We start from the raw sequence: 23,037 nt of genomic DNA, 5'->3' as shown, positions 1-23,037 counted from the left end.
ACGTCCCCGGCCGGGGCGCGTTGACACGCCGATGGTGCCGCAAAGCCGCGCCGTGGAAGGCGCGGCTGAAGACCGGAGGCGGTAAAGATACGTTGCGCGCCGCGGCGTCGCGGCGGCCGTTCAGCCGTGCAGCCGGCTGCTGCGCGGCACCGAGGCCAGCAGGAAGTCCATCTGGTCGGCGACGATGCGCCGGCCGCGCAGGATCATGTCCTCATGCAGGCTGGGCACGTAGGGCAGGTACAGCAGCGTCATGTGCGCCTCTTCGGGCAGGCGGTCGGCCTTGTGGCCGTTGCAGCCGCGGCAGGCGGTGATGCAGTTCATCCAGCTGTCGGCACCGCCGCGCGAGACCGGCACGATGTGCTCGCGCGTCAGGTCGTCGAACGCGAAGTGGCCGCCGCAGTAGGCGCAGATGCCGCGGTCGCGCACGAACAGCTTGTGGTTGGTGATCGCCGGCGTGTGCCGCCAGGCGCGGCTGGGGATCGCGCCGCGCACCGCGATGATCGGGTGCACCTCGATGCGCGACTGCAGCCCGGTGGCGCGCTGGATGCCGCCGCGCAGCACCTGGAAAGCCTTGCCCAGCGTCCAGGCGATGCCGTCGCTGGCATAAAGGACCGCGGCCTCGCGAGGCGTGATCCACGCCTGTGGCCGACCCGACACATCGAGTTGCAGCACATCCATGAACGGGCAGCGTAAACAAGATCCGTGCCCGTCGCAACCACGCTTTGATGACAGGCAGGGGGGGCTCGCGACCCTCTAGGGACTTTCCCGGGGCAATGCCCCCAATGGCTGGTCGGCGCAAGCCCGAATCGGCAAAATAGAACGATCGTTCGATTTTTTGCCCATCGAAACTTGGCCTCTTCCACCACCTCCCGCCAGCCGTCGGCGAAATCGCTGCAGAAGGGCCAGCAGACCCGCGCCGCGATCCTCGACGCGGCGCTGGGCCTGGCCTCGCACATGGGGCTGGAGGGGCTGTCGATCGGCACGCTCGCCGAGATGATGCAGATGAGCAAGTCGGGCGTCTTCGCCCACTTCGGCTCGCGCGAGGAGCTGCAGATCTCGGTCATCCGCGAGTACCACGCGCGTTTCGAGGAAGAGGTCTTCTTCCCGGCGATGGCCGAGGCGCGCGGCCTGCCGCGGCTGCGGGCGCTGTTCGAGCGCTGGATCCGCCGCGTCTCGGTCGAGCTGGACTCGGGCTGCATCTACATCAGCGGCGCGGTCGAGTTCGACGACCGGCCCGGCCCGGTGCGCGATGCGCTCGTCTCGATGGTGCGCGCCTGGCACCTGGCGCTGCAGCGCGCGATCGCGATGGCCGTCGAGGAAGGCCATCTTCGTCCCGAAACCGACCCGTCGCAGCTGCTGTTCGAGATGCACGGGCTGATCCTCGCGCTGCACCACGATGCCCGGCTGCTGCGCAACACCGGGGTGCTCGACCGCGCGCGGCGCGGCTTCGAGCGCCTCGTCGCCGACTGGCAGCCGCCGGCGGCCCCCGAAACGCGGACCTGAACTCCGTCTCACATCCTCTCCAGGAGCGCTTCCATGTCTTACACCCCGCCGCTTCGCGACCTGCAGTTCGTCATGCACGAGGTGCTCGACGTCGCCTCGACGCTCAAGCAGCTGCCGCGTCACGCCGAGATCGACGCCGACACGATCAACGCCGTCATCGAGGAAGCCGGCAAGTTCGCCGCCGGCGTGGCCGCGCCGATCAACGCCAGCGGCGACGCCGAAGGCTGCACGCTGGATCCCGCGACGCACGCGGTGCGCACGCCCAAGGGTTTCAAGCAGGCCTACGAGCAGTACGTCGAAGGCGGCTGGCCCGCGCTGAGCTGCGACCCGGCCTTCGGCGGCCAGGGCCTGCCGGTGCTGCTGAACCAGTGCCTCTACGAGATGCTGAACTCGGCCAACCAGGCCTGGACGATGTACCCCGGCCTGTCGCACGGCGCCTACGAGTGCCTCAGCGCGCACGGCACCGAGTGGCAGAAGAACACCTTCCTGCCCAAGCTGACCAGCGGCGAGTGGACCGGCACGATGTGCCTGACCGAGCCGCACTGCGGCACCGACCTCGGCATGCTGCGCACCAAGGCCGAGCCGCAGCCCGACGGCACCTACAAGATCACCGGCCAGAAGATCTTCATCTCCGCCGGCGAGCACGACATCACGCCGAACATCGTGCACCTGGTGCTGGCGCGCCTGCCGGACGCGCCGGCCGGCAGCAAGGGCATCTCGCTGTTCGTCGTGCCCAAGTTCCAGGTCGCGGCCGACGGCTCGATCGGCGAGCGCAACGGCATCTACTGCACCGCCGTCGAGCACAAGATGGGCATCCACGGCAACGCCACCTGCCAGCTGTCGCTGGAAGGCGCCGTCGGCACGCTGGTCGGCGAGCCCAACCGCGGCCTGCAGGCGATGTTCGTGATGATGAACGCCGCCCGCCTGGGCGTTGGCTGCCAGGCCCTGGGCCTGACCGAGACCGCCTACCAGATGGCCGTGGCCTACGCCAAGGACCGCATCCAGATGCGCAGCCTGACCGGCCCGAAGGCGCCGGACAAGCCGGCCGATCCGATCATCGTGCACCCCGACGTGCGCAAGATGCTGCTGACCGCGCGTGCCTACGCCGAAGGCGGCCGCGCGCTGGCGCTGTACACCGCGCTGCTGCTGGACCGCGAGATCGCCTCGGACGACGAGGACGAACGCGCCGAGTGCGCCGACCTCGTCGCGCTGCTGACGCCGATCGTCAAGGCCTTCATGACCGACAACGCCTGGATCGCGACCTCGCACTGCATGCAGGTCTTCGGCGGCAGCGGCTACATCCGCGGCACCGGCATCGAGCAGTTCGTGCGCGACGCGCGCATCAACATGATCTACGAAGGCACGAACACCGTGCAGTCGCTGGACCTGCTGGGCCGCAAGGTGCTGGGCGACAACGGCAAGAAGCTGAAGAAGTTCGGCAAGATCGTCGCCGAGTTCATCGAGGAGGAAGGCGTCAACGAATCGATGCAGGAGTTCGTCAATCCGCTGGCCGACCTGGGCGACAAGGTGACCAAGCTGACGACCGAGCTCGGCATGAAGGCGATGCGCAACACCGACGAGGTCGGCGCCGCCGCGGTCGACTACCTGCGTGTCTGCGGCCACCTCGTGTTCGCCTACTTCTGGGCGCGCATGGCCAAGGTGGCGCTGGAGAAGCAGGGCTCGGGCGACCCGTTCTACACCGCCAAGCTGCACACCGCGCGCTTCTACTTCGCCAAGCTGCTGCCCGAGACCGCCGGCCTGATCCGCACGGCGCGTTCGGGTTCCGACGCGCTGATGGCGATGGACGAATCGCTGTTCTGACCCCCGACGGGCCCGCCCGAGTCCCGCGACAACGAAGGAGACAAAGCATGCACAAGCGCAACTGGATCGCTCTCGCACTCGCCGCCGCGTCGTCGGTGGCGATGGCCCAGGCCACGCCGCAAGGCCTGTGGCGCACGATCGACGACGAGACCGGCAAGGAGAAGTCGCTGGTGCGCATCGTCGACAACGGCGGTGTCTTCGGTGGCCGTATCGAGAAGCTGCTCGACCCGGCCAAGCAGGACAGCAAGTGCGACAAGTGCAGCGACGCCCGCAAGGGCCAGCCGGTGCTGGGCATGACCATCCTCGAGAACGTGCGCAAGAACGCCGACGAGCCCTACTGGGACGGCGGCACGATCCTCGACCCGAACAACGGCAAGAGCTACCGCGTGCGCCTGACGCCCAAGGATGGCGGCAAGACGCTCGAGGTGCGCGGCTTCATCGGGCCCTTCTATCGCAACCAGACCTGGCAGCGGGTCGAATGAACACCAACCAGGAGCAATCCGTGAATCGATTCCACGTCCGCAAGGTCGCCGTGCTCGGCGCCGGCGTGATGGGCGCGCAGATCGCCGCCCATCTGGTCAACGTCAACGTGCCGGTCGTGCTGTTCGACCTGCCGGCGAAAGAGGGCCCGAAGAACGGCGTCGTGACCAAGGCCGTCGACGGCCTGAAGAAGCTGAAGCCCGCGCCGCTGGGCGTGCCCGAGGACGCCGCGCGCATCGTCCAGGCCAACTACGAGGAGCACCTGCACCTGCTCGCCGAGTGCGACCTCGTCATCGAGGCCATCGCCGAGCGCATGGACTGGAAGCTGGCGCTGTACGAGCGAATCGCCGGCTCGCTGGCGCCGCACGCCATCGTCGCCAGCAACACCTCGGGCCTGTCGATCACCAAGCTCGCCGAGGCGTTGCCGGAAGCCATCCGCCCGCGCTTCTGCGGCATCCACTTCTTCAACCCGCCGCGCTACATGTACCTCGTCGAGCTGATCGCCACCCCGGCGACGCAGCCCGAGGTGCTGGACCAGCTCGAGGCCTTCGTCACCACCGCGGTCGGCAAGGGCGTCGTGCGTGCCAAGGACACGCCGAACTTCATCGCCAACCGCGTCGGCATCGCCGGCATGCTGGCGACGATCCACGAGGCGCAGCAGTTCGGCCTGACGGTCGAGGTCGTCGACGACCTGACCGGCAAGAAGCTCGGCCGCGCCAGCTCGGGCACCTTCCGCACCGCGGACGTGGTCGGCCTGGACACGATGGCGCACGTCATCAAGACGCTGCAGGACAACCTCGCCGACGACCCTTTCTACCCCAGCTACGCCACGCCGCCGGTCCTGAAGGCGCTGATCGACAAGGGCGCGCTGGGGCAGAAGTCGGGCGCCGGCTTCTACCGCAAGGACGGCAAGACCATCCTGCGGCTGGACTTCGCCAGCGGCGAGTACGTGCCCTCGACCGGCAAGGCCGACGAGATCGTCGCGCGCATGCTGAAGAAGGCGCCGGCCGACCGCCTGAAGCTGCTGCGCGAGAGCAGCAACGCGCAGGCGCAGTTCCTGTGGGCCATCCTGCGCGACGCCTTCCACTACGCCGCGGTGCACCTGGAGGCGATCGCCGACAACGCGCGCGACGTCGACTTCGCGATGCGCTGGGGCTTCGGCATGCAGCAGGGCCCGTTCGAGCTCTGGCAGGCCGCCGGCTGGAAGCAGGTCGCGGAATGGGTCAAGGCCGACATAGCCGCCGGCAAGGCGCTGTCGTCGGCGCCGCTGCCGGCCTGGGTCTTCGAGGGCCCGGTCGCCGAGGCCGGCGGCGTGCACACCGCCGCCGGGTCGTGGAGCCCGTCGCGCCAGGCCTTCGTGCCGCGCAGCGCGCTGGCGGTCTACGGCCGTCAGCACTTCCCGGAGAACGTGCTCGGCTCGGGCGCCAAGGGCGCGCTCGAATCCGGCACCGAGGTCTTCCGCAATGAAGACGTGCGCGTCTGGACGCTCGACGGCGAGGTGCTGATCCTCAGCATCACCTGCAAGCTGCACCTGATCAGCCAGCAGGTCACCGAAGGCCTGGTGAAGGCCATCGAACTCGCCGAAGCCGGCTACAAGGCGCTGGTGATCTGGTCGCCGGACGACGTGTTCTCGGCCGGCGCCAACCTCGAGTCGATGCTGCCGGTGTTCATGAAGTCCGGCTCCAAGGGCATCGCGCCCGAGGTCAAGAAGCTGCAGGACGCGGTGTTGAAAATGCGCTACGCGCAGGTGCCGGTGGTCGCGGCGATGCGCGGCCTGGCGCTGGGCGGCGGCTGCGAGCTGTCGGTCTACGCCTCGCGCCGTGTCGCGGCGATGGAAACCTACGTCGGCCTCGTCGAGGTCGGCGTCGGCCTGCTGCCGGCGGGCGGCGGGCTGACCTACATCGCGCGCCGCGCCGCGCAGATGGCGGCGGCCGGCAACGCCAACGCCGACATCCTGAAGTTCCTGACCGACGGCTTCACCAACGCCGCGATGGCCAAGGTGGGCACCAGCGCCATCGAGTCGCGCAAGCTCGGCTACCTGATCGACGGTGACGTCATCGTGCCGAACAAGGACGAGCTGCTGTACGTCGCCACGGCCCAGGCCAAGGCGATGGCCGACAGCGGCTGGCGCCCGCCGGCGAAGGTGGCCTTCCCGGCGGCCGGCCGCAACGCGCTGGCGACGATCAAGGGCCAGCTCGCCAACATGCGCGACGGCGGCTTCATCAGCGCGCACGACTTCCACATCGCGACGCTGATCGCCGAGGTCTGCTGCGGCGGCGACATCGACGCCGGCTCGCTGGTGACCGAGGAGTACCTGATGACGATGGAGCGCGAGCGCTTCTGCTCGCTGCTGGACAACCCCAAGACCCAGGAACGCATCATGGGCATGCTGCAGACCGGCAAGCCGGTGAGGAACTGACCCACCCCCGTAGCGGCTTCGCCGCTCCCCCTCAAGGGGGCGCCGCCAGCGGCCCGGCAGAGCCGGAACCGCGGCGGCCACTTGGTAAAGCAATACGGAGCTTCAAATGAGCAAGCAAGTGCAAGACGCCTACATCGTCGCCGCCACGCGCACCCCGATCGGCAAGTCCGGCCGCGGCTATTTCAAGAACACGCGGCCCGACGACCTGCTCGTCGCCGCGGTGCGCCACGCGCTGTCGCAGGTGCCGTCGCTGGACCCGAAGGCCATCGAGGACGCGGTCATCGGCTGCAGCTTCCCCGAAGGCGAGCAGGGCATGAACATGGCGCGTGCCGCGATGGTGCTCGCCGGCCTGCCGCATTCGGTGGGCGGCGTCACCGTCAACCGCTTCTGCGCCAGCGGCATCACCGCGCTGCAGATGGCCGCCGACCGCATCCGCGTCGGCGAGGCCGACGTGATGATCGCCGGCGGCGCCGAGAGCATGAGCCTGGTGCCGATGGGCGGCAACAAGCCCAGTTTCAACCCCGAGGTCTTCGCCAAGGACGAGAACATCGGCATCGCCTACGGCATGGGCCTGACGGCGGAGAAGGTCGCCCAGCAGTGGAAGGTCGGCCGCGAGGCCCAGGACGCGTTCGCGCTCGAGTCGCACCAGCGCGCGATCCGCGCGATGGACGCTGGCGAGTTCGCCGACGAGATGACCCCGGTCACCGTCTACGACCGCCAGCCCGACCTCGCCACCGGCCAGGTGATCACGAAGACGCGCACCGTCGCTTTGGACGAAGGCGCGCGCCGCGACACCTCGCTCGAAGGCCTGGCCAAGCTGAAGCCGGTGTTCGCCGCCAAGGGCAGCGTCACCGCTGGCAACAGCTCGCAGACCAGCGACGGCGCCGGCGCGCTGATCGTCTGCAGCGAGAAGGCGCTGAAGACCTTCGACCTGAAGCCGCTGGCGCGTTTCGTCAGCTTCGCGGTGCGCGGCGTGCCGCCGGAGATCATGGGCATCGGCCCGATCGAGGCCATCCCGGCGGCGCTGCGTGCGGCCGGCATCAGCCAGGACGACCTGGACTGGATCGAGCTGAACGAAGCCTTCGCCGCGCAGTCGCTGGCGGTGATCGATTCGCTGAAGCTCGACCGCGCCAAGGTCAACCCGATGGGCGGCGCGATCGCGCTGGGCCACCCGCTGGGCGCCACCGGCGCGATCCGCGCCGCCACCGTCGTGCACGCGCTGCGCCGCAAGCAGCTCAAGTACGGCATGGTGACGATGTGCATCGGCATGGGGCAGGGCGCCGCCGGTATCCTGGAGCGCTGCTGAGCCGGGACGCAACCGGTCCGGTGGACCGGTTGCGCCAGGCGAAGGGCCGGGCCACTGGCCCGGCGCGGCCTGCAAGGCTGAGTCCGCGCCCACGCCCACGCCCGCGCCGCGGCGGCCCGGCGCGGGCCCCCCAACCCCGGAGGAGACACGCATGAGCATCAAGACCGCCACGCTCGCGGGCGTCGCGACGATCGAGATCGCGCGCCCCGAGAAGAAGAACGCGCTGACGATCGCGATGTACGAGACGATGGCCGCGGCGCTGGAAGCCGCGGTCGCCGACCCGGCCGTGCGCGCGGTGCTGATCACCGGCCAGCCCGGGATCTTCACCTCGGGCAACGACATCGAGGACTTCATGGCGCGGCCGCCGGCCGAAGGCCCCGAGGCGATGGACTCGCCGGTCTTCCGCTTCATGCGCGCGCTGCTGAACTGCGACAAGCCCGTCGTCGCCGCCGTCACCGGCGCGGCCATCGGCATCGGCACGACGATGCTGCTGCACTGCGACTTCGTCTACGTCAGCGACGAGGCGCGGCTGGCGATGCCGTTCACCAGCCTGGGGCTGGTGCCGGAGTTCGCGTCCAGCCTGCTGGTGCCGCAGCTGATGGGCCACGCCCGTGCCGCCGAGAAGCTGCTGCTCGGTGACGCCTTCACGCCCGAGCAGGCGGTGGAGTGCGGCATCGCCAATGCCGTGCTGCCGGCCGGCGAAGTGGTCGCTCACGCGCGCCGCGTCGCGGAGCGTTTCAACGCGTTGCCGCCGGGCGCGGTGCGCGAGAGCAAGCAGCTGCTGCGCGGCCCGACGCGCGCCGCGGTGCTGGAGGCGATGCGCACCGAAGGCGAACGTTTCACGCGCCGGCTGCGCAGCCCCGAGGCGATGGAGGCCTTCCAGGCCTTCTTCCAGAAGCGCAAGCCCGACTTCAGCAAGTTCTGACCCGCGGGGTGGCGTCACGCCGCCCCCCTCGAACCGAATCCCGGTCTGGCACGCGCCTCGCATCGCATGACCCGACCGAACCGGCGCCCGCGTGGCGCCCTGCCAGGAGTGTTTGCCCGCCGCGAATCCCCGCGTTGACCCCACCGTCCTTCGGAAGGAGCCGACCATGTCCCGTGCCGTGACGCTGATGCTGACCCCGCTGCTGCTGGCCCAGGCCGTGCACACCCGCCAGCGAATGCCCAAGCTGCCCGAGGCCGACGGGGAACGACACGGAAGCTGCGGCGAAGGCCCGCGGCTGCGGCTGCTGATCGCCGGCGACTCGTCGGCCGCCGGCGTCGGCGTGCTGCACCAGCGGGCGGCGCTGGCGCACCCGATGGCCGAGCTGATCGCCGAACGTGCCCAGGCGCGGGTCGAATGGCGCCTCGTCGCGCGCTCCGGCATGACGACGGCGCAGACGCTGCACCTGCTGCAGCGCGAGGACCTGCCGAGCTTCGACGTTGCCGTCATCGTCACCGGCGTCAACGACATCGTCGACCGCGTGCCGCTGCACCACGCGATCGCCGCGCGCGAGCGCCTGGCGGACTGGCTGCGCGGTGCGCTGCACGTGCGCCACGTTGCCTTCGCCGCGCTGCCGCCGGTGCACCAGTTTCCCGGCCTGCCGCAACCGCTGCGCTGGTGCGCCGGCAGCGAGGCGGTGCGCCACGACCGGGCGCTGGACCGCTGGGCTGCGGCCTACCCGGGTGTGTCGCGTGTCGACATGGGGCTGCAGCTCGAGCCCCAGGTCATGGCCGTCGACGGTTTCCATCCCGGCGAGCCGGCGTACCGCTACTGCGCCGCCGTCATCGCCGAACACGTCGCCGGCCAGGTCTGGCCGGCCATCAGAAAGAAAGAGGAGACGACCGCATGAGCGATACCCGCAGCCTGCAGGGCCGCACGCTGTTCATCACCGGCGCGAGCCGCGGCATCGGCCTGGCGATCGCGCTGCGCGCGGCGCGCGACGGCGCCAACGTCGTGCTGGTGGCCAAGACCAGCGACCCGAACCCCAAGCTGCCCGGCACCGTGCACGAGGCCGCCGAGCAGGTGCGTGCCGCCGGCGGCCAGGCGCTGGCCGTGCCGACCGACATCCGCGACGACGCCGCCGTCGCCGCCGCGGTGGCCGCAGCCGTCGAGCGTTTCGGTGGCATCGACATCCTCGTCAACAACGCCAGCGCGATCAGCCTGACGCCGACCGCGGCGACGCCGATGAAGCGTTTCGACCTGATGTTCGGCGTCAACGTGCGCGGCACCTACGCCTGCACCCAGGCCTGTCTGCCGGCGCTGACCGCCAGCGCGCGCGCCGGGCGCAACCCGCACGTGCTGAACATGAGCCCGCCGCTGGCCATGCGCGAGCACTGGTTCAAGGGCCACGTCGCCTACACGATGGCCAAGTACGGCATGAGCGAATGCACGCTGGGCCATGCCGGCGAGTTCCGCCCGCTGGGCATCGCCGTCAACAGCCTGTGGCCGCGCACCGCGATCGCCACCGCGGCGCTGCAGATGATCCCGGGTGTCGACGTCAAGCTCTGCCGCAAGCCCGAGATCCTGGCCGACGCCGCCTGGTTCATCCTGACCAGCGATGCCCGGGCGACGACCGGCAACTTCTTCATCGACGACGAGCTGCTGGCCGCGAACGGCGTGACCGACCTCGACCCTTACGCCGTCGTCCCGGGGACGAAGAACTTCATCCCCGACTTCTTCATTGATTGAGCCCCCAAGCTCGCATTCGCTCGCTACGCCCGAGGGGCCGGGCCATGTGGCCCCGCGCGGCCTGCAAGGCCGTCCGCCGACGCCCCAGAAGACGGGGTCAGGTCTCACGAGACCTGACCCCAGCGGCGCCCGGCGCGGCCTGCAAGGCCGTCCGCCGACGCCTCAGAAGACGGGGTCAGGTCTCGTGAGACCTGACCCCCAGTGGCGCGTGACCCCAGCGGCGGCTGAAGGCCCGCCCGGTGCGGGCCGCGCCCGGGCGTCTCAGAACAAGCTGCCGACGTTCAGCAGCGTCAGCACGCCCAGCACCGCGAAGATCGCGGCGCTGACGGCGTGCACGACACGCATCGGCACCAGGCGGCTGACGCGGTCGCCGAAGAAGACCGCCGGCACGTTGGCCAGCATCATGCCGAAGGTGGTGCCGGCGACCACCGCCCACAGGTCGCTGAACCGGGCCGCCAGCGCGACGGTGGCGATCTGCGTCTTGTCGCCCATCTCGGCGAGGAAGAACGCGATCACCGTCGTGCCGAAGACGCCGAAGCGCCCGGTGCCGCCCTCGACCTCGTCGGCCTCGTCGGGGATCAGCATCCACACCGCCATCGCGAGGAAGCTGCCGCCGATCACCCAGCGCAGCAGGTCCGGGCCCATCCAGCGTGCGACGGTGTCGCCGACGATGCCGGCCAGCGCGTGGTTGACGAGGGTGGCGACGAGCACGCCGAGGATGATGGGCACCGGGCGCTTGAAACGCGCGGCCAGCAGCATCGCCAGCAACTGCGTCTTGTCGCCCATTTCGCCGAGCGCGACGAGGCCGGTGGAGATCAGGAAGGCTTCCAAGAGACGAATCCGATACGGGCCGGCATGACCGGAGCTTGACCACGCCGCGACCCCGGCCCATTCGGAGGCGGCGCAGTCAGCGGTCTTGCCAGGCTGGGGGCTGTCCGGACCATGGCCCCTGAGGGCCAAGCGTGTTGGTGCGGACCCCTGCCGGGCGGCAGGGCGGCTACTCCCCGATGACGAGTGCGGGCGCGATTCTAGGCGCAAGCCGCGGCGCGGCCGCGAGCTTAAGAGGACCCTAAGACGCCCCCGGCAGCATCCCGTGCCAAGGAGAGCTGCCATGAACCACCCGTCACCATCCCGCCGATTCCGCCTGCCCTCGCGCGCCGTCGTCGCCACCACCGCGGTCGCCGTTGTCGCCGTGCTCGCCGCCTGCCCGACGCTGGCCGCCCCCAACGACCTGCTCGCGCGCTACGCCGCCGAAGCCGGCCGCGCGCCCGACGCCGCGCGTGGCCAGCAGTGGTACGCCGCGCGCCACGCCAACGACTGGAGCTGCGCGTCCTGCCACGCCGAGCGCCCCACCGCCGAAGGCCGACACGCCAGCACGAACCGCACGATCGCGCCGCTGGCGCCCGCCGCGAACCCGAAGCGTTTCAGCGACGAGGCCAAGGTCGAGAAGTGGTTCCGCCGCAACTGCAAGGACGTGCTCGAACGCGCCTGCACCCCGGCCGAGAAGGCCGACGTGCTGGCCTGGCTGCTGACGCTGAAGTGAGGCCACGATGAAGAAGCTGTTTGCGACCCGCAGCCTCGCGCTGGCCAGTGCCGCACTGCTCGTCGCCGGTCTGGCCGGCGCCGCCGCCGCCTGGGCTCACCGCCACGGCGACGACGAGCACGAACGCCACGAGCGCCGCGACCGCCGCGCCGCCGTCGCCCCGCTGCCGGCCTACGAGCAGGAATGCGGCGGCTCCTGCCACATCGCCTACCCGGCCGGCATGCTGCCGGCGGAGTCCTGGAAGCGCCTGATGGCCGGCCTGGACCAGCACTACGGCAGCGACGCCTCGATCGACGCCGCGACGCGGGCGAGCATCGCCGCCTGGCTGGACGCCAACGCCAGCCGCCGCGCGCGCACCGCGCCGCCCGAGGACCGCATCACGCGCAGCGCCTGGTTCGAGCGCAAGCACGACGAGGTGCGCGCCGCGGTCTGGAAGCGCAAGGCCGTCGGCAGCCCGGCCAACTGCGCCGCCTGCCATCCGCGCGCCGAACAAGGCGATTTCGAAGAAGACGACGTGAAGATCCCGAAATGAACGCTTCCAACGACCGCCAGCGCCGTCTGGTCTGGGACCTGCCGGTGCGCCTGTTCCACGGCCTCATCGTCGTCTGCTTCGCCGGTGCCTGGCTGACGTCAGAGAGCGAGCGCCATGCGCTGCTGCACGAGACGCTGGGCTACACGCTGGCCGGGCTGATCGTCTGGCGCCTGGTCTGGGGCCTGGTCGGCACGCGCCACGCGCGTTTCGGCGACTTCGTCACCGGCCCGGGCGCGGTGCTGCGCTACCTGAAGAACGTCGCCCGGCGCACACCCGAGCACCACGTCGGCCACAACCCGGCCAGCGCGCTGGCGATCGTCGTGCTGCTGGTGATGGGCCTGGTGCTCGGCGCCAGCGGCTGGGCGCTGCAGCAGGACGTCGGCGGCGAATGGGTCGAGGAGCTGCACGAGCTGGCCGCCAACGTCTTCCTGCTGACCGCCATCGGCCACGTCGTCGGCGTGCTGCTGGCCAGCCGCATGACCGGCGAGAACCTGCCGCGCAGCATGGTCGACGGGCTGAAGATCGCGCCGCCGGAGCAGGCCATCCGCTCGTCGTGGCGCAGCGTCGCGGCACTGCTGCTGGCTGCGGTGCTGGGCTTCTGGGTGCTGCAGTGGCGCGATGCCGGCGCCGCGGACGCCGACGCTGCGGTGGCCTCGGCCGGCCACCACGGCCCGGCGCGCCAGGGTGGCGCGCCCGACGGCGACGACGACTGAACCGGCCCCGTCCGCCTTAGCATCCCCACCATGCGCATCCTGCTCGTCGAAGACGATCCGCTGCTCGGTGACGGCCTTCGCGCCGGGCTCACGCAAGCCGGCTTCCAGGTCGACTGGGTGCGCGACGGCGAGGCCGCGTCGCGCGAGCTGCGCTCGGCGGTGCACGCCGCCGCGGTGCTGGACCTGGGCCTGCCGCGCAAGGACGGCCTGGAGGTGCTGGCCGAGACCCGCCGGGCCGGCGTGCGCCTGCCGGTGCTGGTGCTGACCGCGCGCGACGCCGTCAGCGACCGCGTCATCGGCCTGGACGGCGGCGCCGACGACTACGTCGTCAAGCCGGTGGACCTGGACGAGCTGGCTGCGCGGCTGCGTGCGCTGATCCGTCGCGCCCACGGCCAGACGCAGGACCTGCTGGCCGCCGGCGAGGTCGTGCTCGACCCGGCGGCGCGCACCGTCACGCGCGCCGGCGAGCCGGTCGTGCTGTCGCAGCGCGAGTTCGACCTGCTGCACGCGCTGATGCTCAACGCCGGGCGCGTGCTGACGCGCGAGCAGCTCGAGCAGCATCTGTACCGCTGGGGCCGCGAGGTCGAGAGCAACGCCGTCGAGGTGCACGTGCACCACCTGCGGCGCAAGCTCGGCGCCGAGCTCGTGCAGACGGTGCGCGGCGTCGGCTACCTGCTGCCCGGCGAATGAGGCGCCTCGTGCCGCGTTCGCTGCAGGGCCGGCTGCTGCTGCTGGTGCTCGGCCTGGTGGCCGTGCTCTGGCTGGCGACGCTGGCCATCACCTTCCGCGACACGCGGCGCGAACTGAGCGAACTGCTCGACGCCCATCTCGCGCAGGCCGCGACGCTGCTCGTCGCCCAGCAGGTGCGCACGATCGAGGACGCGGACGACGACGATGACGACGACGATCATCGCGACCGCGCCGCCGAGCAGCGCCGGCGCGAAGCGCGCGACGCCGCGCACGCCGCGCGTCACGCCGCCAAACGCGAGGCCAAGCGCCAGCGCCACGACCACGAGGACGACGACCGTTTCGGCATCGCCGCGCTGCGCCACTATTCGCCGCGGGTGGCCTTCCAGGTCTGGCACGAAGGGCGGCTGGTGCAGCGTTCGGCCAACGCGCCCGAGGCCCGGCTCGACGGTCTGGGGCCGGGCGGGCGGCCGCTGCGCCAGGACCGCGACGGTTTCGGCCTGGTGCGCATCGACGGCGAGGTCTGGCGCCTGTTCAGCGCCCGCGGCGCCGAGCGCGACGTGCAGGTCTTCGTCGCCGAGCACCTGGACTCGCGCCGCTCGATCCTCGGCGCGCTGCTGTGGGGCACGCTGTGGCCGCTGGCGCTGGGCCTGCCGTTGCTCGGCCTGGGCGTCTGGTGGGCGGTGCGTGCCGGCACCGCGCCGCTGCGCCGCCTGGGCGCGACGCTGGCCGAACGCGAGCCGCAGGCGCTGCAGCCGGTCGAGGTGACCGACGCGCCCAGCGAGATGCGGCCGATGCTCGACGAGCTCAACAGCCTGTTCGAGCGCATCGCGCGCATGGTCGAGACCGAGCGCCGTTTCACCGCCGACGCCGCGCACGAGCTGCGCACGCCGATCGCCGCGATCCGCACCCAGGCCCAGGTGGCGCTGGGCGAGGCCGACGGCGAACGCCGCCGCCACGCGCTGCAATCGACGATCGAAGGCTGCGACCGCGCCGTGCGCCTCGTCGAGCAGCTGCTGACGCTGGCCCGGCTGGACGCCGGCGGCCAGGCGCCGGCCGTGGCGCCGGTGGCGCTGGACGCGGTCGCGCGGCGTGTCGCCGCCGCGCTGGCGCCGCAGGCGCTGGCGCGCCGTCAGCAGCTTGAGCTGGACGCCGACGGCGATCTGCGTGTCGACGGCGTCGAGGCGCTGCTGTCGGTGCTGATCCGCAACCTCGTCGAGAACGCGCTGCGCTACAGCCCGGCCGGCGCGACGGTGCGCGCCACGGTCGCGCGCCACGGCAGCACCGTCGTGCTGACCGTCGAGGACAGCGGCCCCGGCATGGCCGAGGCCGACATCGCGCGCCTGGGCGAACGATTCTTCCGTGTGCTCGGCCAGGAGGCCAGCGGCAGCGGCCTGGGCTGGTCCATCGTGCGGCGCATCGTCGCGCTGCACCACGCGCAGTGCGAAGTCACGCGTTCGGCCACGCTCGGCGGGCTGGCGGTGAGGGTGTTGCTGCCGGCGTGATGCCGTCCCCGGCGCCCGCCAGGCGGCCGGAGGGCCACGGTCAGCGGGGGATCGTGCGCGGCTTGCCGTCGTCGGTGATCGCGACGTAGGTCAGGTTGGCCTCGGTCACCTTGACGATCTGCGGGTCGGCCGGGTTGCGCTCGGCCCAGACCTGCACGTGCACGGTGACCGAGGTGTTGCCGATGCGCTCGACGTGGGCATAGAAGCTCAGCAGGTCGCCGATCGACACCGGCTGCTTGAAGACGAACTGGTTGACGGCCACCGTCGCGATGCGGCCGCGCGCCACGCGCGCCGGCAGCACGGCGCCGGCCAGATCCACCTGCGCCATGATCCAGCCGCCGAACACGTCGCCGTTGGCGTTGGCGTCGGCGGGCATCGGCATCACGCGCATCACGAGTTCGGCACCGTCGGGCAGCGTGGCCGGGGGCATGTGCGGGACGGCCGAGGCTGCGGGGGCGTTCATACGGGACAGGCTCCAGGAAAGACGACGGCCGGCATTGTGGCCTGCCGGGCCGCGGCCGGCGCCGCGCCGGCTGCGCGGCGACAATCCCGGCCCATGCGTTCCGCCTCCCGTTCCATGCGAGCTCCCCCGGCGCCGGCCCCCGAACCGGGCGCGCCGCGCTCGGACTGGCGGACGCTCGCGCGCCTGCTGCCCTTCCTCTGGGTCTACCGCTGGCGGGTGTCGATCGCGCTGGCCTGCCTGGTCGCGGCCAAGGTCGCCAACGTCGGCGTGCCGGTGCTGCTGAAGGAGCTGGTCGACGCGATGTCGATCAAGCCCGGCGACACGATGGCGCTGCTGGTCGTGCCGGTCGGGCTGATCGTCGCCTACGGCGCGCTGCGCCTGTCGACCTCGGTGTTCACCGAGCTGCGCGAGCTGATCTTCGCGCGCGCCACCGAAGGCGCCTCGCGCAGCATCTCGCTGAAGGTGTTCCGCCACCTGCATGCGCTGTCGATGCGTTTCCACCTGGAGCGCCAGACCGGCGGCATGACACGCGACATCGAGCGCGGCACGCGCGCCGTGCAGGCGCTGATCTCGTACTCGCTCTACAGCATCCTGCCGACGCTGATCGAGGTCGGCCTGGTGCTCGGCCTGCTGGCGCTGAAGTTCGACGCGCTGTTCGCCTGGATCACCGCCGGCGCGCTGCTTTTCTACATCGTCTTCACGATCGTCGTCACCGAGTGGCGCACGCAGTTCCGGCGGCAGATGAACGAGCTGGACTCGAGCGCGCACTCGCGCGCCGTCGACGCGCTGCTGAACTACGAGACCGTCAAGTACTTCAACAACGAGGAGTTCGAGGCCCGGCGCTACGACGAGAGCCTGGAGCGGCTGCAGCGCGCCAAGATCAAGAGCCAGGGCACGCTGAGCCTGCTCAACACCGGGCAGCAGCTGATCATCGCCGCGGCGCTGGTGGGCATCCTGTGGCGCGCCACCGCCGGCGTCGCCGAGGGCCGGCTGACGCTGGGCGACCTGGTGATGATCAACGCCTTCATGATCCAGCTGTACATCCCGCTGAACTTCCTCGGCGTGATCTACCGCGAGATCAAGCAGGCGCTGACCGACCTGGACAAGATGTTCAACCTGCTCGAGCGCGAGCGCGAGGTCGCCGACGCGCCCGGTGCCGCCGAGCTGAAGGTCGCCACCGGCACGGTGCGCTTCGAGGGCGTGGACTTCGCCTACGACCCGGCGCGGCCGATCCTGCACGGCGTCAGCTTCGAGATCCCGGCCGGGTGCACGGTGGCCGTGGTCGGCGCCTCGGGCGCCGGCAAGTCGACGCTGGCGCGGCTGCTCTACCGCTTCTACGACGTCACCGGCGGGCGCATCACGGTCGACGGCCAGGACATCCGCGCCGTCACGCAGCAGAGCCTGCGCCGCGCGATCGGCATCGTCCCGCAGGACACGGTGCTGTTCAACGACACGGTCGAGTTCAACATCGCCTACGGCCGCCCCGGCGCCACGCGCGAGGAGGTCGAGGCGGCGGCGAGGTCGGCGCACATCCACGATTTCATCGCCGCCACGCCCAAGGGCTACGAGACGATGGTCGGCGAGCGCGGCCTGAAGCTCTCCGGCGGCGAGAAGCAGCGTGTGGCGATCGCGCGCACGCTGCTGAAGAACCCGCCGATCCTGATCTTCGACGAGGCGACCTCGGCGCTGGACTCGGCCAATGAGCGTGCGATCCAGGCCGAGCTGAAGAGCGCGGCGCAGGGCAAGACGGCGCTGGTCATCGCCCACCGGCTGTCGACGGTGGTCGACGCGCACGAGATCGTCGTGCTCGACCACGGCCGCGTCGTCGAGCGCGGCGCCCACGCCGAGCTGCTGGCGCGCGACGGCCGCTACGCCGAGATGTGGCGGCTGCAGCAGGCCGCGCGCGACGATGCCGGCGAGCCGGCCGGCGCCTGACGCCGCACTGCATACACTGGCCCGATGGAAACCAAGTGGCTCGAGGACTTCGTGAGCCTCGCCGAGACCCGCAGCTTCTCGCGTTCGGCGCAGCTGCGCCACGTCACGCAGCCGGCGTTCTCGCGCCGCATCCAGGCGCTGGAGGCCTGGGCCGGCATCGACCTCGTCGACCGTTCGTCGTACCCGACGCGGCTCACGCCCGCCGGCGAGACCTTCCACGCCCAGTCGCTGGAGATCCTGGGTTCGCTGGCCTCGGCGCGCAACATGATGCGCTCGTACCAGGCCGCGGGCCTGGACATGATCGAGTTCGCGGCGCCGCACACGCTGGCCTTCACCTTCTTCCCGCACTGGCTGATGGACCTGCGCCAGCGCTTCGGCAACATCAAGAGCCGGCTCACCGGCCTGAACGTGCACGATGCGGTGCTGCGCCTGACCGAAGGCGGTTGCGACCTGCTGATCGCCTACCACCACCCGTCGCAGCCGCTGCAGCTGTCCACCGACCGCTACGAGATGCTGAGCCTGGGCACCGAGACGCTGGCCGCCTATGCCAAGCCCGACGCCGACGGCCAGCCGCTGTTCCGCCTGCCCGGCCACGAGCGTGTGCCCTGGCTGAACTACGCCTCGGGCGCCTACATGGCGCGCCTCGTCGAGCTGATCCTCAAGCAGGCGCCGGTGCCGGCGCAGCTCGAGCCGATCTACGTCACCGACATGGCCGAGGGCCTGAAGGCGATGGCGCTCGAAGGCCACGGCCTGGCCTTCCTGCCGGCCAGCTCGGTGCACAAGGAGCTCGAGGCGCGGCGCCTGGTGCCGGCGGCGGCGCCCGGCAGCTTCGAGCTGACGATGGACGTGCGCATCTACCGCGAACGTCCCGAGTTCGCCCGCCATCCCAAGCCCGGCGTGCAGGCCTTGTGGGACTTCCTGCAGCGAGGCTGAAGCGCGACGATCGGGGGGCACGGTGGCCCGATTCATGCATTCCACGGGGTTGCACGCTTCGTTCGTCCGTGTGCTATCCCTAAAATGAGCGATTCCGCCTTTCCCCTGCTTCTCACTGCGAAGGAGAGTTCATGAAGAAGACGCTGCTGGCTGCAGCCACGCTGCTGGCCGTCGGTGCCGTCCAGGCCGACACCCTGTCCAAGATCAAGGAGACCGGCACGGTCACGATGGGTGTGCGCGAGTCCTCGGGCCTGTCGTACACGCTGGGTGACGGCAAGTTCGTCGGCTATCACATCGACGTCTGCCAGAAGGTGCTCTCCGACATCCGCAAGAAGCTCGGCCTGTCGAGCCTGACCATCAAGTACCAGCCGGTCACCTCGCAGAACCGCATTCCGCTGGTGCAGAACGGCACCGTCGACATCGAGTGCGGCTCGACGACGAACAACGTCGCGCGCCAGAAGGACGTGGCCTTCGCCGTCACGACCTTCGTCGAGGAAGTGCGCATCGCCGTCAAGGCCGACTCGGGCATCAACTCGATCGCCCAGCTCGTCGGCAAGACCGTCGCCACGACCACCGGCACGACCTCGGTGCAGACGCTGCGCAAGCACGAGCGCGCCAACGGCGTCGACTTCAAGGAGGTCTACGGCAAGGACCACGCCGACAGTTTCCTGCTGCTCGAGTCGGGCCGCGCCGACGCCTTCGTGATGGACGGCTCGATCCTGGCGAAGAACATCGCCACGTCGAAGAACCCGGCCGGCTTCAAGATCGTCGGCGAAGTGCTGTCGGTCGAGCCGATCGCGATCATGCTGCGCAAGGACGACGCCGCCTTCAAGGCCGCCGTCGACGAGAGCATCAAGGCGCAGATCAAGAGCGGCGACCTGGCCAAGACCTACGACAAGTGGTTCCTGCAGCCGATCCCGCCGACCAACGCCAAGATCGGCATGCCGCTCAACGACGCCACCAAGGCCGCGTGGGCGACCCCGAACGACAAGCCGATGGAAGAGTACGCCAAGCGCTGACGCGTCTTGCGCCGGGCCCGCTCCCGTCTCGGGGCGGGCCCTCGTTTCGTTTTTGAGGAGAGCGCGTGACCTGGGACTGGCAGATCTTCTGCACCGAGACCGTCACCGGTGAAGTGCTGCCGGGCTGCTTCGGCCGCGGCGGCGACATCACCTACCTGAACTGGCTGATGTCGGCCTGGGGCTGGACGCTGTCGGTGTCGGCGCTGGCGCTGATCGTCGCGCTGGTCTTCGGCTCGCTGATGGGCATCCTGCGCACGACGCCCGACCGGCGGCTCGTGTGGTTCGGCAACGCCTGGACCGAGCTGTTCCGCAACATCCCGCTGCTGGTGCAGATCTTCCTCTGGTACCACGCGCTGCCGGCGCTGTTCAAGCCGCTGCAGGCCTTCCCGAGCTTCGTGCTGGTGGTCTTCGCGCTCGGCTTCTTCACTTCGGCGCGCATCTCCGAGCAGGTGCGTGCGGGCATCCAGAGCCTGCCACGCGGCCAGCGCTACGCCGGCCTGGCGATGGGCCTGACGCTGCCCCAGACCTACCGCTACGTGCTGCTGCCGATGGCCTTCCGCATCATCGTGCCGCCGCTGACCAGCGAGGCGATGAACATCATCAAGAACTCGTCGGTGGCCTTCGCGGTCAGCATCGCCGAGCTGACGATGTTCGCGCTGCAGGCCGGCGAGGAGACCTCGCGCAACATCGAGATGTACCTCGCGGTGACGGTGCTCTACTTCTTCTCGGCCTTCGCGATCAACCGCGTCGCGCTGGTCATCGAGAACCGTGTCCGCGTGCCGGGCATGATCGGCGGGAAGTGAAGCGATGAATCTCGACTTCAGCTTCTTCAGCGCCGACGTCATCTCGGGCTTCATCGTCAAGGGCCTGCTGTTCTCGCTGCAGCTGACGCTGGTGGCGATGATCGGCGGCATCATCCTGGGCACGCTGCTGGCGCTGATGCGCCTGTCCGGCAAACCCTGGCTGGTGACGCCCGCGGCGGCCTACGTCAACACCATGCGCAGCATCCCGCTGGTCATGGTGATCCTGTGGTTCTTCCTGCTGATCCCGCTGCTGCTGGGCAAGCCGATGGGCGCCGAGCTCTCGGCCTTCGTGACCTTCACGCTGTTCGAGGCCGCGTACTACTCGGAGATCATGCGCGCGGGCATCCAGAGCGTGCCCAAGGGCCAGGTCTACGCCGGCTACGCGATGGGCATGAGCTACCGCCAGACGATGCAGCTGGTGGTGCTGCCGCAGGCCTTCCGCAACATGCTGCCGGTGCTGCTGACGCAGACCATCATCCTCTTCCAGGACACCTCGCTGGTCTACGCGATCGGCGCCTACGACCTGCTGAAGGGCTTCGAGATCGCCGGCAAGAACTTCAACCGGCCGGTCGAGACCTATCTCGTCGCCGCCGTCGTCTATTTCGTGATCTGCTTCGGCCTGTCGATGCTCGTGCGGCGGCTGCAGGCGCGCATCGCCATCATCCGCTGAGGAACCTTCCGAATGATCCAGATCCAGAACGTGAGCAAGTGGTACGGCTCCTTCCAGGTGCTGACCGACTGCACCACGTCCATCCAGAAGGGCGAGGTCGTCGTCGTCTGCGGCCCGTCGGGCTCGGGCAAGAGCACGCTGATCAAGACCGTCAACGCGCTCGAGCCTTTCCAGAAGGGCGACATCGTCGTCGACGGCATCAGCCTCAGCGACCCGAAGACCAACCTGCCCAAGCTGCGCGCGCGTGTCGGCATGGTGTTCCAGCATTTCGAGCTGTTCCCGCACCTGTCGGTGACCGAGAACCTGACGCTGGCGCAGATCAAGGTGCTCGGCCGCTCGGTCGACGAGGCCAAGACGCGCGGGCTGAAGATGCTCGAGCGCGTCGGCCTGATGGTCCACAAGGACAAGTACCCGGGCCAGCTCTCCGGCGGCCAGCAGCAGCGTGTGGCGATCGCGCGTGCGCTGTCGATGGACCCGATCGTCATGCTGTTCGACGAGCCGACCTCGGCGCTGGACCCGGAGATGGTCGGCGAGGTGCTCGACGTGATGGTGCAGCTCGCCAACGAGGGCATGACGATGATGTGCGTCACCCACGAGATGGGCTTCGCCAAGAAGGTCAGCCACCGCGTGATCTTCATGGACCACGGCAAGATCGTGGAGGACTGCACGAAGGACGAGTTCTTCGGCAATCCGGACGCGCGTTCGGTGCGCGCCAAGGACTTCCTTTCGAAGATCCTGTCGCACTGAGTTCCCGCGGCCACGCCCGCCGGCGTGCCTTCCTGATCCTCCCCGCCCGGGTGCGCGGGCCCCCGTCCGATGACGCTGCACCCGCCGACCATCCTCGTCTTGCTGCTGCTGGGCTACGTGATGCTCGGCCTGCAGCTGGCGATGGTGCGCCGGCGCCTCAACGAGGTCGAGGCGCTGCGGCGCTGGAGCTGGGGCAACAGCCTGCTGCTCGCCGGCCACCTGATGCTGCTGGCGCGCATCGTCGTGCCGTTGCCGGTGTCGGTGATCGCCGGCAACACCCTGATCCTGCTCGGCGAGTGCGCCTACGTCGCGGCGCTGCAGCAGTTCATCGATGACCGGCCGCTGCCGCGCTGGGTGCGCCGGACCTGCGGCTTCTGCGTCGCGGCGATGGTGCCGCTGGCGCTGTTCGACACGCCGACGCGCGTGTTCGTCGCCTCGGTGCTGACGCCGCTGCCGGCGATCTGGGGCGCCTGGCTGGTCTGGCGTGCGCGCCATCGTGTCGAGCGCTCGCTGTGGCCGGTCGGCGCCGGCCTGGCGCTGATCGCGCTGGCGCTGCTGGCACGAGGCGGCCACGCGGCGCTGAACCCGTCCTACTACACCGACCCGATGCTGCCCGGCGGCATGCAGGCGGCCTTGCTGCTGACGAGCTTCGTCGCGCTGCTCGGCTCGGGTTTCGGCTTCGTGCTCGCCTGCACCGAGCGCGCGACACGTTCGCTGGAGCACCTGGCCTCGCACGACCACCTCACCGGGGCGCTGAACCGCCAGCCCGCCGAGCTGCTGCTGACCAACGCGCTGCAGCGCGCGCGCCGCGACCGCAGCACCGTCGCCTACGTGCTGATCGACCTGGACCGCTTCAAGTCGATCAACGACCGCCACGGCCACGTCTTCGGCGACGAGGTGCTGCGCCGCTTCGCCCAGACCGTCGACGCGCGCCTGCGTGCGACCGACGTCTTCTCGCGCTGCGGCGGCGAGGAGTTCGGTCTGGTGCTGCCCGACAGCGACGCGGCCGGCGCGCTGGGCGTGGTCGAGGAACTGCGCCAGGCCTGCGCCGCGATGGGGCTGATGACCGACGACGGCCGCCCCTTCGTGCTGACCTTCTCGGCCGGTGTCGCCCTCAGCCCGTCCGGGCGCGTCGGGGCCGAGGCGCTGTACCGCAATGCCGACCGCGCGCTCTACGAGGCCAAACACGCCGGCCGCGACCGGGTGGTGCTCGCGCAGCCGGAGGCGCCGCAGACCACCTGAGTCCCGCGCCCGGCGGCGGCCCGGCCGCCGCGGCGTGCAGGATTG

At 70.3% G+C, this 23,037-nt stretch carries 23 protein-coding genes and 1 riboswitch; of the genes, 20 read left to right on the top strand and 3 right to left on the bottom strand.

From position 1 onward, the window contains the following. Positions 1-120: 120 nt before the first annotated feature. Positions 121-678: an HNH endonuclease gene (locus tag G5B56_RS12520; RefSeq protein WP_164963398.1), complete on the bottom strand. Its 558-nt coding sequence runs from the start codon at positions 676-678 to the stop codon at positions 121-123. 171 nt (positions 679-849) lie between these two features. Here G5B56_RS12520 and G5B56_RS12515 point away from each other — a divergent pair, with 171 nt between their 5' ends. The 8 genes from G5B56_RS12515 to G5B56_RS12480 all read left to right on the top strand — a co-directional run bounded on the left by G5B56_RS12515 (position 850) and on the right by G5B56_RS12480 (position 10,200). Then, on the top strand, positions 850-1,503 hold the full coding sequence (locus G5B56_RS12515; RefSeq protein ID WP_164963397.1) for a TetR/AcrR family transcriptional regulator: 654 nt from the start codon (positions 850-852) through the stop codon (positions 1,501-1,503). 33 nt (positions 1,504-1,536) lie between these two features. Beyond that, on the top strand, positions 1,537-3,324 hold the full coding sequence (locus G5B56_RS12510) for an acyl-CoA dehydrogenase C-terminal domain-containing protein (RefSeq protein ID WP_164963396.1): 1,788 nt from the start codon (positions 1,537-1,539) through the stop codon (positions 3,322-3,324). Positions 3,325-3,371: 47 nt separating this feature from the next. Next, entirely contained in the window at positions 3,372-3,806 is a 435-nt protein-coding gene (locus G5B56_RS12505) for a DUF2147 domain-containing protein (RefSeq protein WP_164963395.1), read from the top strand. Positions 3,807-3,826: 20 nt separating this feature from the next. Continuing rightward, on the top strand, positions 3,827-6,223 hold the full coding sequence (locus tag G5B56_RS12500) for a 3-hydroxyacyl-CoA dehydrogenase/enoyl-CoA hydratase family protein (protein ID WP_164963394.1): 2,397 nt from the start codon (positions 3,827-3,829) through the stop codon (positions 6,221-6,223). Between the two features lie 106 nt (positions 6,224-6,329). Beyond that, complete coding sequence (locus G5B56_RS12495; RefSeq protein ID WP_043813667.1) at positions 6,330-7,529, top strand: acetyl-CoA C-acyltransferase; 1,200 nt, start codon at positions 6,330-6,332, stop codon at positions 7,527-7,529. A 151-nt stretch (positions 7,530-7,680) separates the two neighbouring features. Continuing rightward, on the top strand, positions 7,681-8,454 hold the full coding sequence (locus tag G5B56_RS12490; protein ID WP_164963393.1) for an enoyl-CoA hydratase: 774 nt from the start codon (positions 7,681-7,683) through the stop codon (positions 8,452-8,454). Between the two features lie 166 nt (positions 8,455-8,620). Continuing rightward, the gene (locus G5B56_RS12485) at positions 8,621-9,361 is read left to right on the top strand and encodes an SGNH/GDSL hydrolase family protein (RefSeq protein ID WP_164963392.1); all 741 of its coding nucleotides are present in this window, start codon (positions 8,621-8,623) and stop codon (positions 9,359-9,361) included. Then, the gene (locus G5B56_RS12480; RefSeq protein WP_164963391.1) at positions 9,358-10,200 is read left to right on the top strand and encodes an NAD(P)-dependent oxidoreductase; all 843 of its coding nucleotides are present in this window, start codon (positions 9,358-9,360) and stop codon (positions 10,198-10,200) included. Before G5B56_RS12485 ends, G5B56_RS12480 begins: the two co-directional genes overlap by 4 nt. Before the next feature lie 261 nt (positions 10,201-10,461). Here the strand turns inward: G5B56_RS12480 and G5B56_RS12475 are convergent, their stop codons facing one another. Beyond that, entirely contained in the window at positions 10,462-11,031 is a 570-nt protein-coding gene (locus tag G5B56_RS12475; protein ID WP_009858347.1) for a TMEM165/GDT1 family protein, read from the bottom strand. 6 nt (positions 11,032-11,037) lie between these two features. Continuing rightward, positions 11,038-11,218: riboswitch (yybP-ykoY riboswitch) on the bottom strand. Between the two features lie 93 nt (positions 11,219-11,311). On the opposite strand from G5B56_RS12475, the gene G5B56_RS12470 reads away from it, so the two are divergent. Genes G5B56_RS12470 through G5B56_RS12450 form a run of 5 tightly spaced genes read left to right on the top strand, consistent with a single transcriptional unit; the run spans position 11,312 to position 15,180 of the window. Beyond that, the gene (locus tag G5B56_RS12470) at positions 11,312-11,743 is read left to right on the top strand and encodes a DUF1924 domain-containing protein (protein ID WP_164963390.1); all 432 of its coding nucleotides are present in this window, start codon (positions 11,312-11,314) and stop codon (positions 11,741-11,743) included. 7 nt (positions 11,744-11,750) lie between these two features. Then, entirely contained in the window at positions 11,751-12,275 is a 525-nt protein-coding gene (locus G5B56_RS12465; protein ID WP_164963389.1) for a diheme cytochrome c, read from the top strand. After that, a complete protein-coding gene (locus tag G5B56_RS12460; protein ID WP_164963388.1) occupies positions 12,272-12,988 on the top strand; it encodes a cytochrome b/b6 domain-containing protein in 717 nt (238 codons plus the stop codon). Before G5B56_RS12465 ends, G5B56_RS12460 begins: the two co-directional genes overlap by 4 nt. 30 nt (positions 12,989-13,018) lie before the next feature. Then, entirely contained in the window at positions 13,019-13,678 is a 660-nt protein-coding gene (locus G5B56_RS12455; protein ID WP_164963387.1) for a winged helix-turn-helix domain-containing protein, read from the top strand. After that, a complete protein-coding gene (locus tag G5B56_RS12450; protein ID WP_164963386.1) occupies positions 13,675-15,180 on the top strand; it encodes an ATP-binding protein in 1,506 nt (501 codons plus the stop codon). Before G5B56_RS12455 ends, G5B56_RS12450 begins: the two co-directional genes overlap by 4 nt. A gap of 40 nt (positions 15,181-15,220) precedes the next feature. On the opposite strand, the gene G5B56_RS12445 is transcribed toward G5B56_RS12450, so the two are convergent. Then, positions 15,221-15,643: an acyl-CoA thioesterase gene (locus G5B56_RS12445; protein WP_009858353.1), complete on the bottom strand. Its 423-nt coding sequence runs from the start codon at positions 15,641-15,643 to the stop codon at positions 15,221-15,223. 93 nt (positions 15,644-15,736) lie between these two features. Between G5B56_RS12445 and G5B56_RS12440 the strand changes: the two genes are divergently transcribed. The 7 genes from G5B56_RS12440 (at position 15,737) to G5B56_RS12410 (ending at position 22,992) form a co-directional block, all read left to right on the top strand. Next, positions 15,737-17,578, top strand: a complete 1,842-nt coding sequence (locus G5B56_RS12440; protein WP_009858354.1) for an ABC transporter ATP-binding protein/permease — start codon at positions 15,737-15,739, stop codon at positions 17,576-17,578. A gap of 24 nt (positions 17,579-17,602) precedes the next feature. Beyond that, positions 17,603-18,511, top strand: coding sequence for a LysR family transcriptional regulator (locus G5B56_RS12435; RefSeq protein ID WP_009858355.1), 909 nt, complete (start codon positions 17,603-17,605; stop codon positions 18,509-18,511). A 131-nt stretch (positions 18,512-18,642) separates the two neighbouring features. Then, positions 18,643-19,530, top strand: a complete 888-nt coding sequence (locus tag G5B56_RS12430) for an amino acid ABC transporter substrate-binding protein (protein WP_009858356.1) — start codon at positions 18,643-18,645, stop codon at positions 19,528-19,530. Positions 19,531-19,595: 65 nt separating this feature from the next. After that, positions 19,596-20,333, top strand: coding sequence for an amino acid ABC transporter permease (locus tag G5B56_RS12425; RefSeq protein WP_009858357.1), 738 nt, complete (start codon positions 19,596-19,598; stop codon positions 20,331-20,333). A gap of 4 nt (positions 20,334-20,337) precedes the next feature. Further along, positions 20,338-21,003 (top strand): amino acid ABC transporter permease, encoded by a 666-nt coding sequence (locus G5B56_RS12420; protein ID WP_009858358.1) that lies wholly within the window; start codon positions 20,338-20,340, stop codon positions 21,001-21,003. Positions 21,004-21,015: 12 nt separating this feature from the next. Continuing rightward, on the top strand, positions 21,016-21,750 hold the full coding sequence (locus G5B56_RS12415; protein WP_009858359.1) for an amino acid ABC transporter ATP-binding protein: 735 nt from the start codon (positions 21,016-21,018) through the stop codon (positions 21,748-21,750). A gap of 69 nt (positions 21,751-21,819) precedes the next feature. Next, the gene (locus tag G5B56_RS12410) at positions 21,820-22,992 is read left to right on the top strand and encodes a diguanylate cyclase (RefSeq protein WP_164963385.1); all 1,173 of its coding nucleotides are present in this window, start codon (positions 21,820-21,822) and stop codon (positions 22,990-22,992) included. Positions 22,993-23,037: the final 45 nt, after the last annotated feature.

It is taken from the genome of Rubrivivax sp. JA1026 (assembly GCF_011065555.1).
GTDB lineage: Bacteria > Pseudomonadota > Gammaproteobacteria > Burkholderiales > Burkholderiaceae_C > Rubrivivax > Rubrivivax benzoatilyticus.
This window is presented reverse-complemented; position numbering and strand designations above follow the sequence as displayed.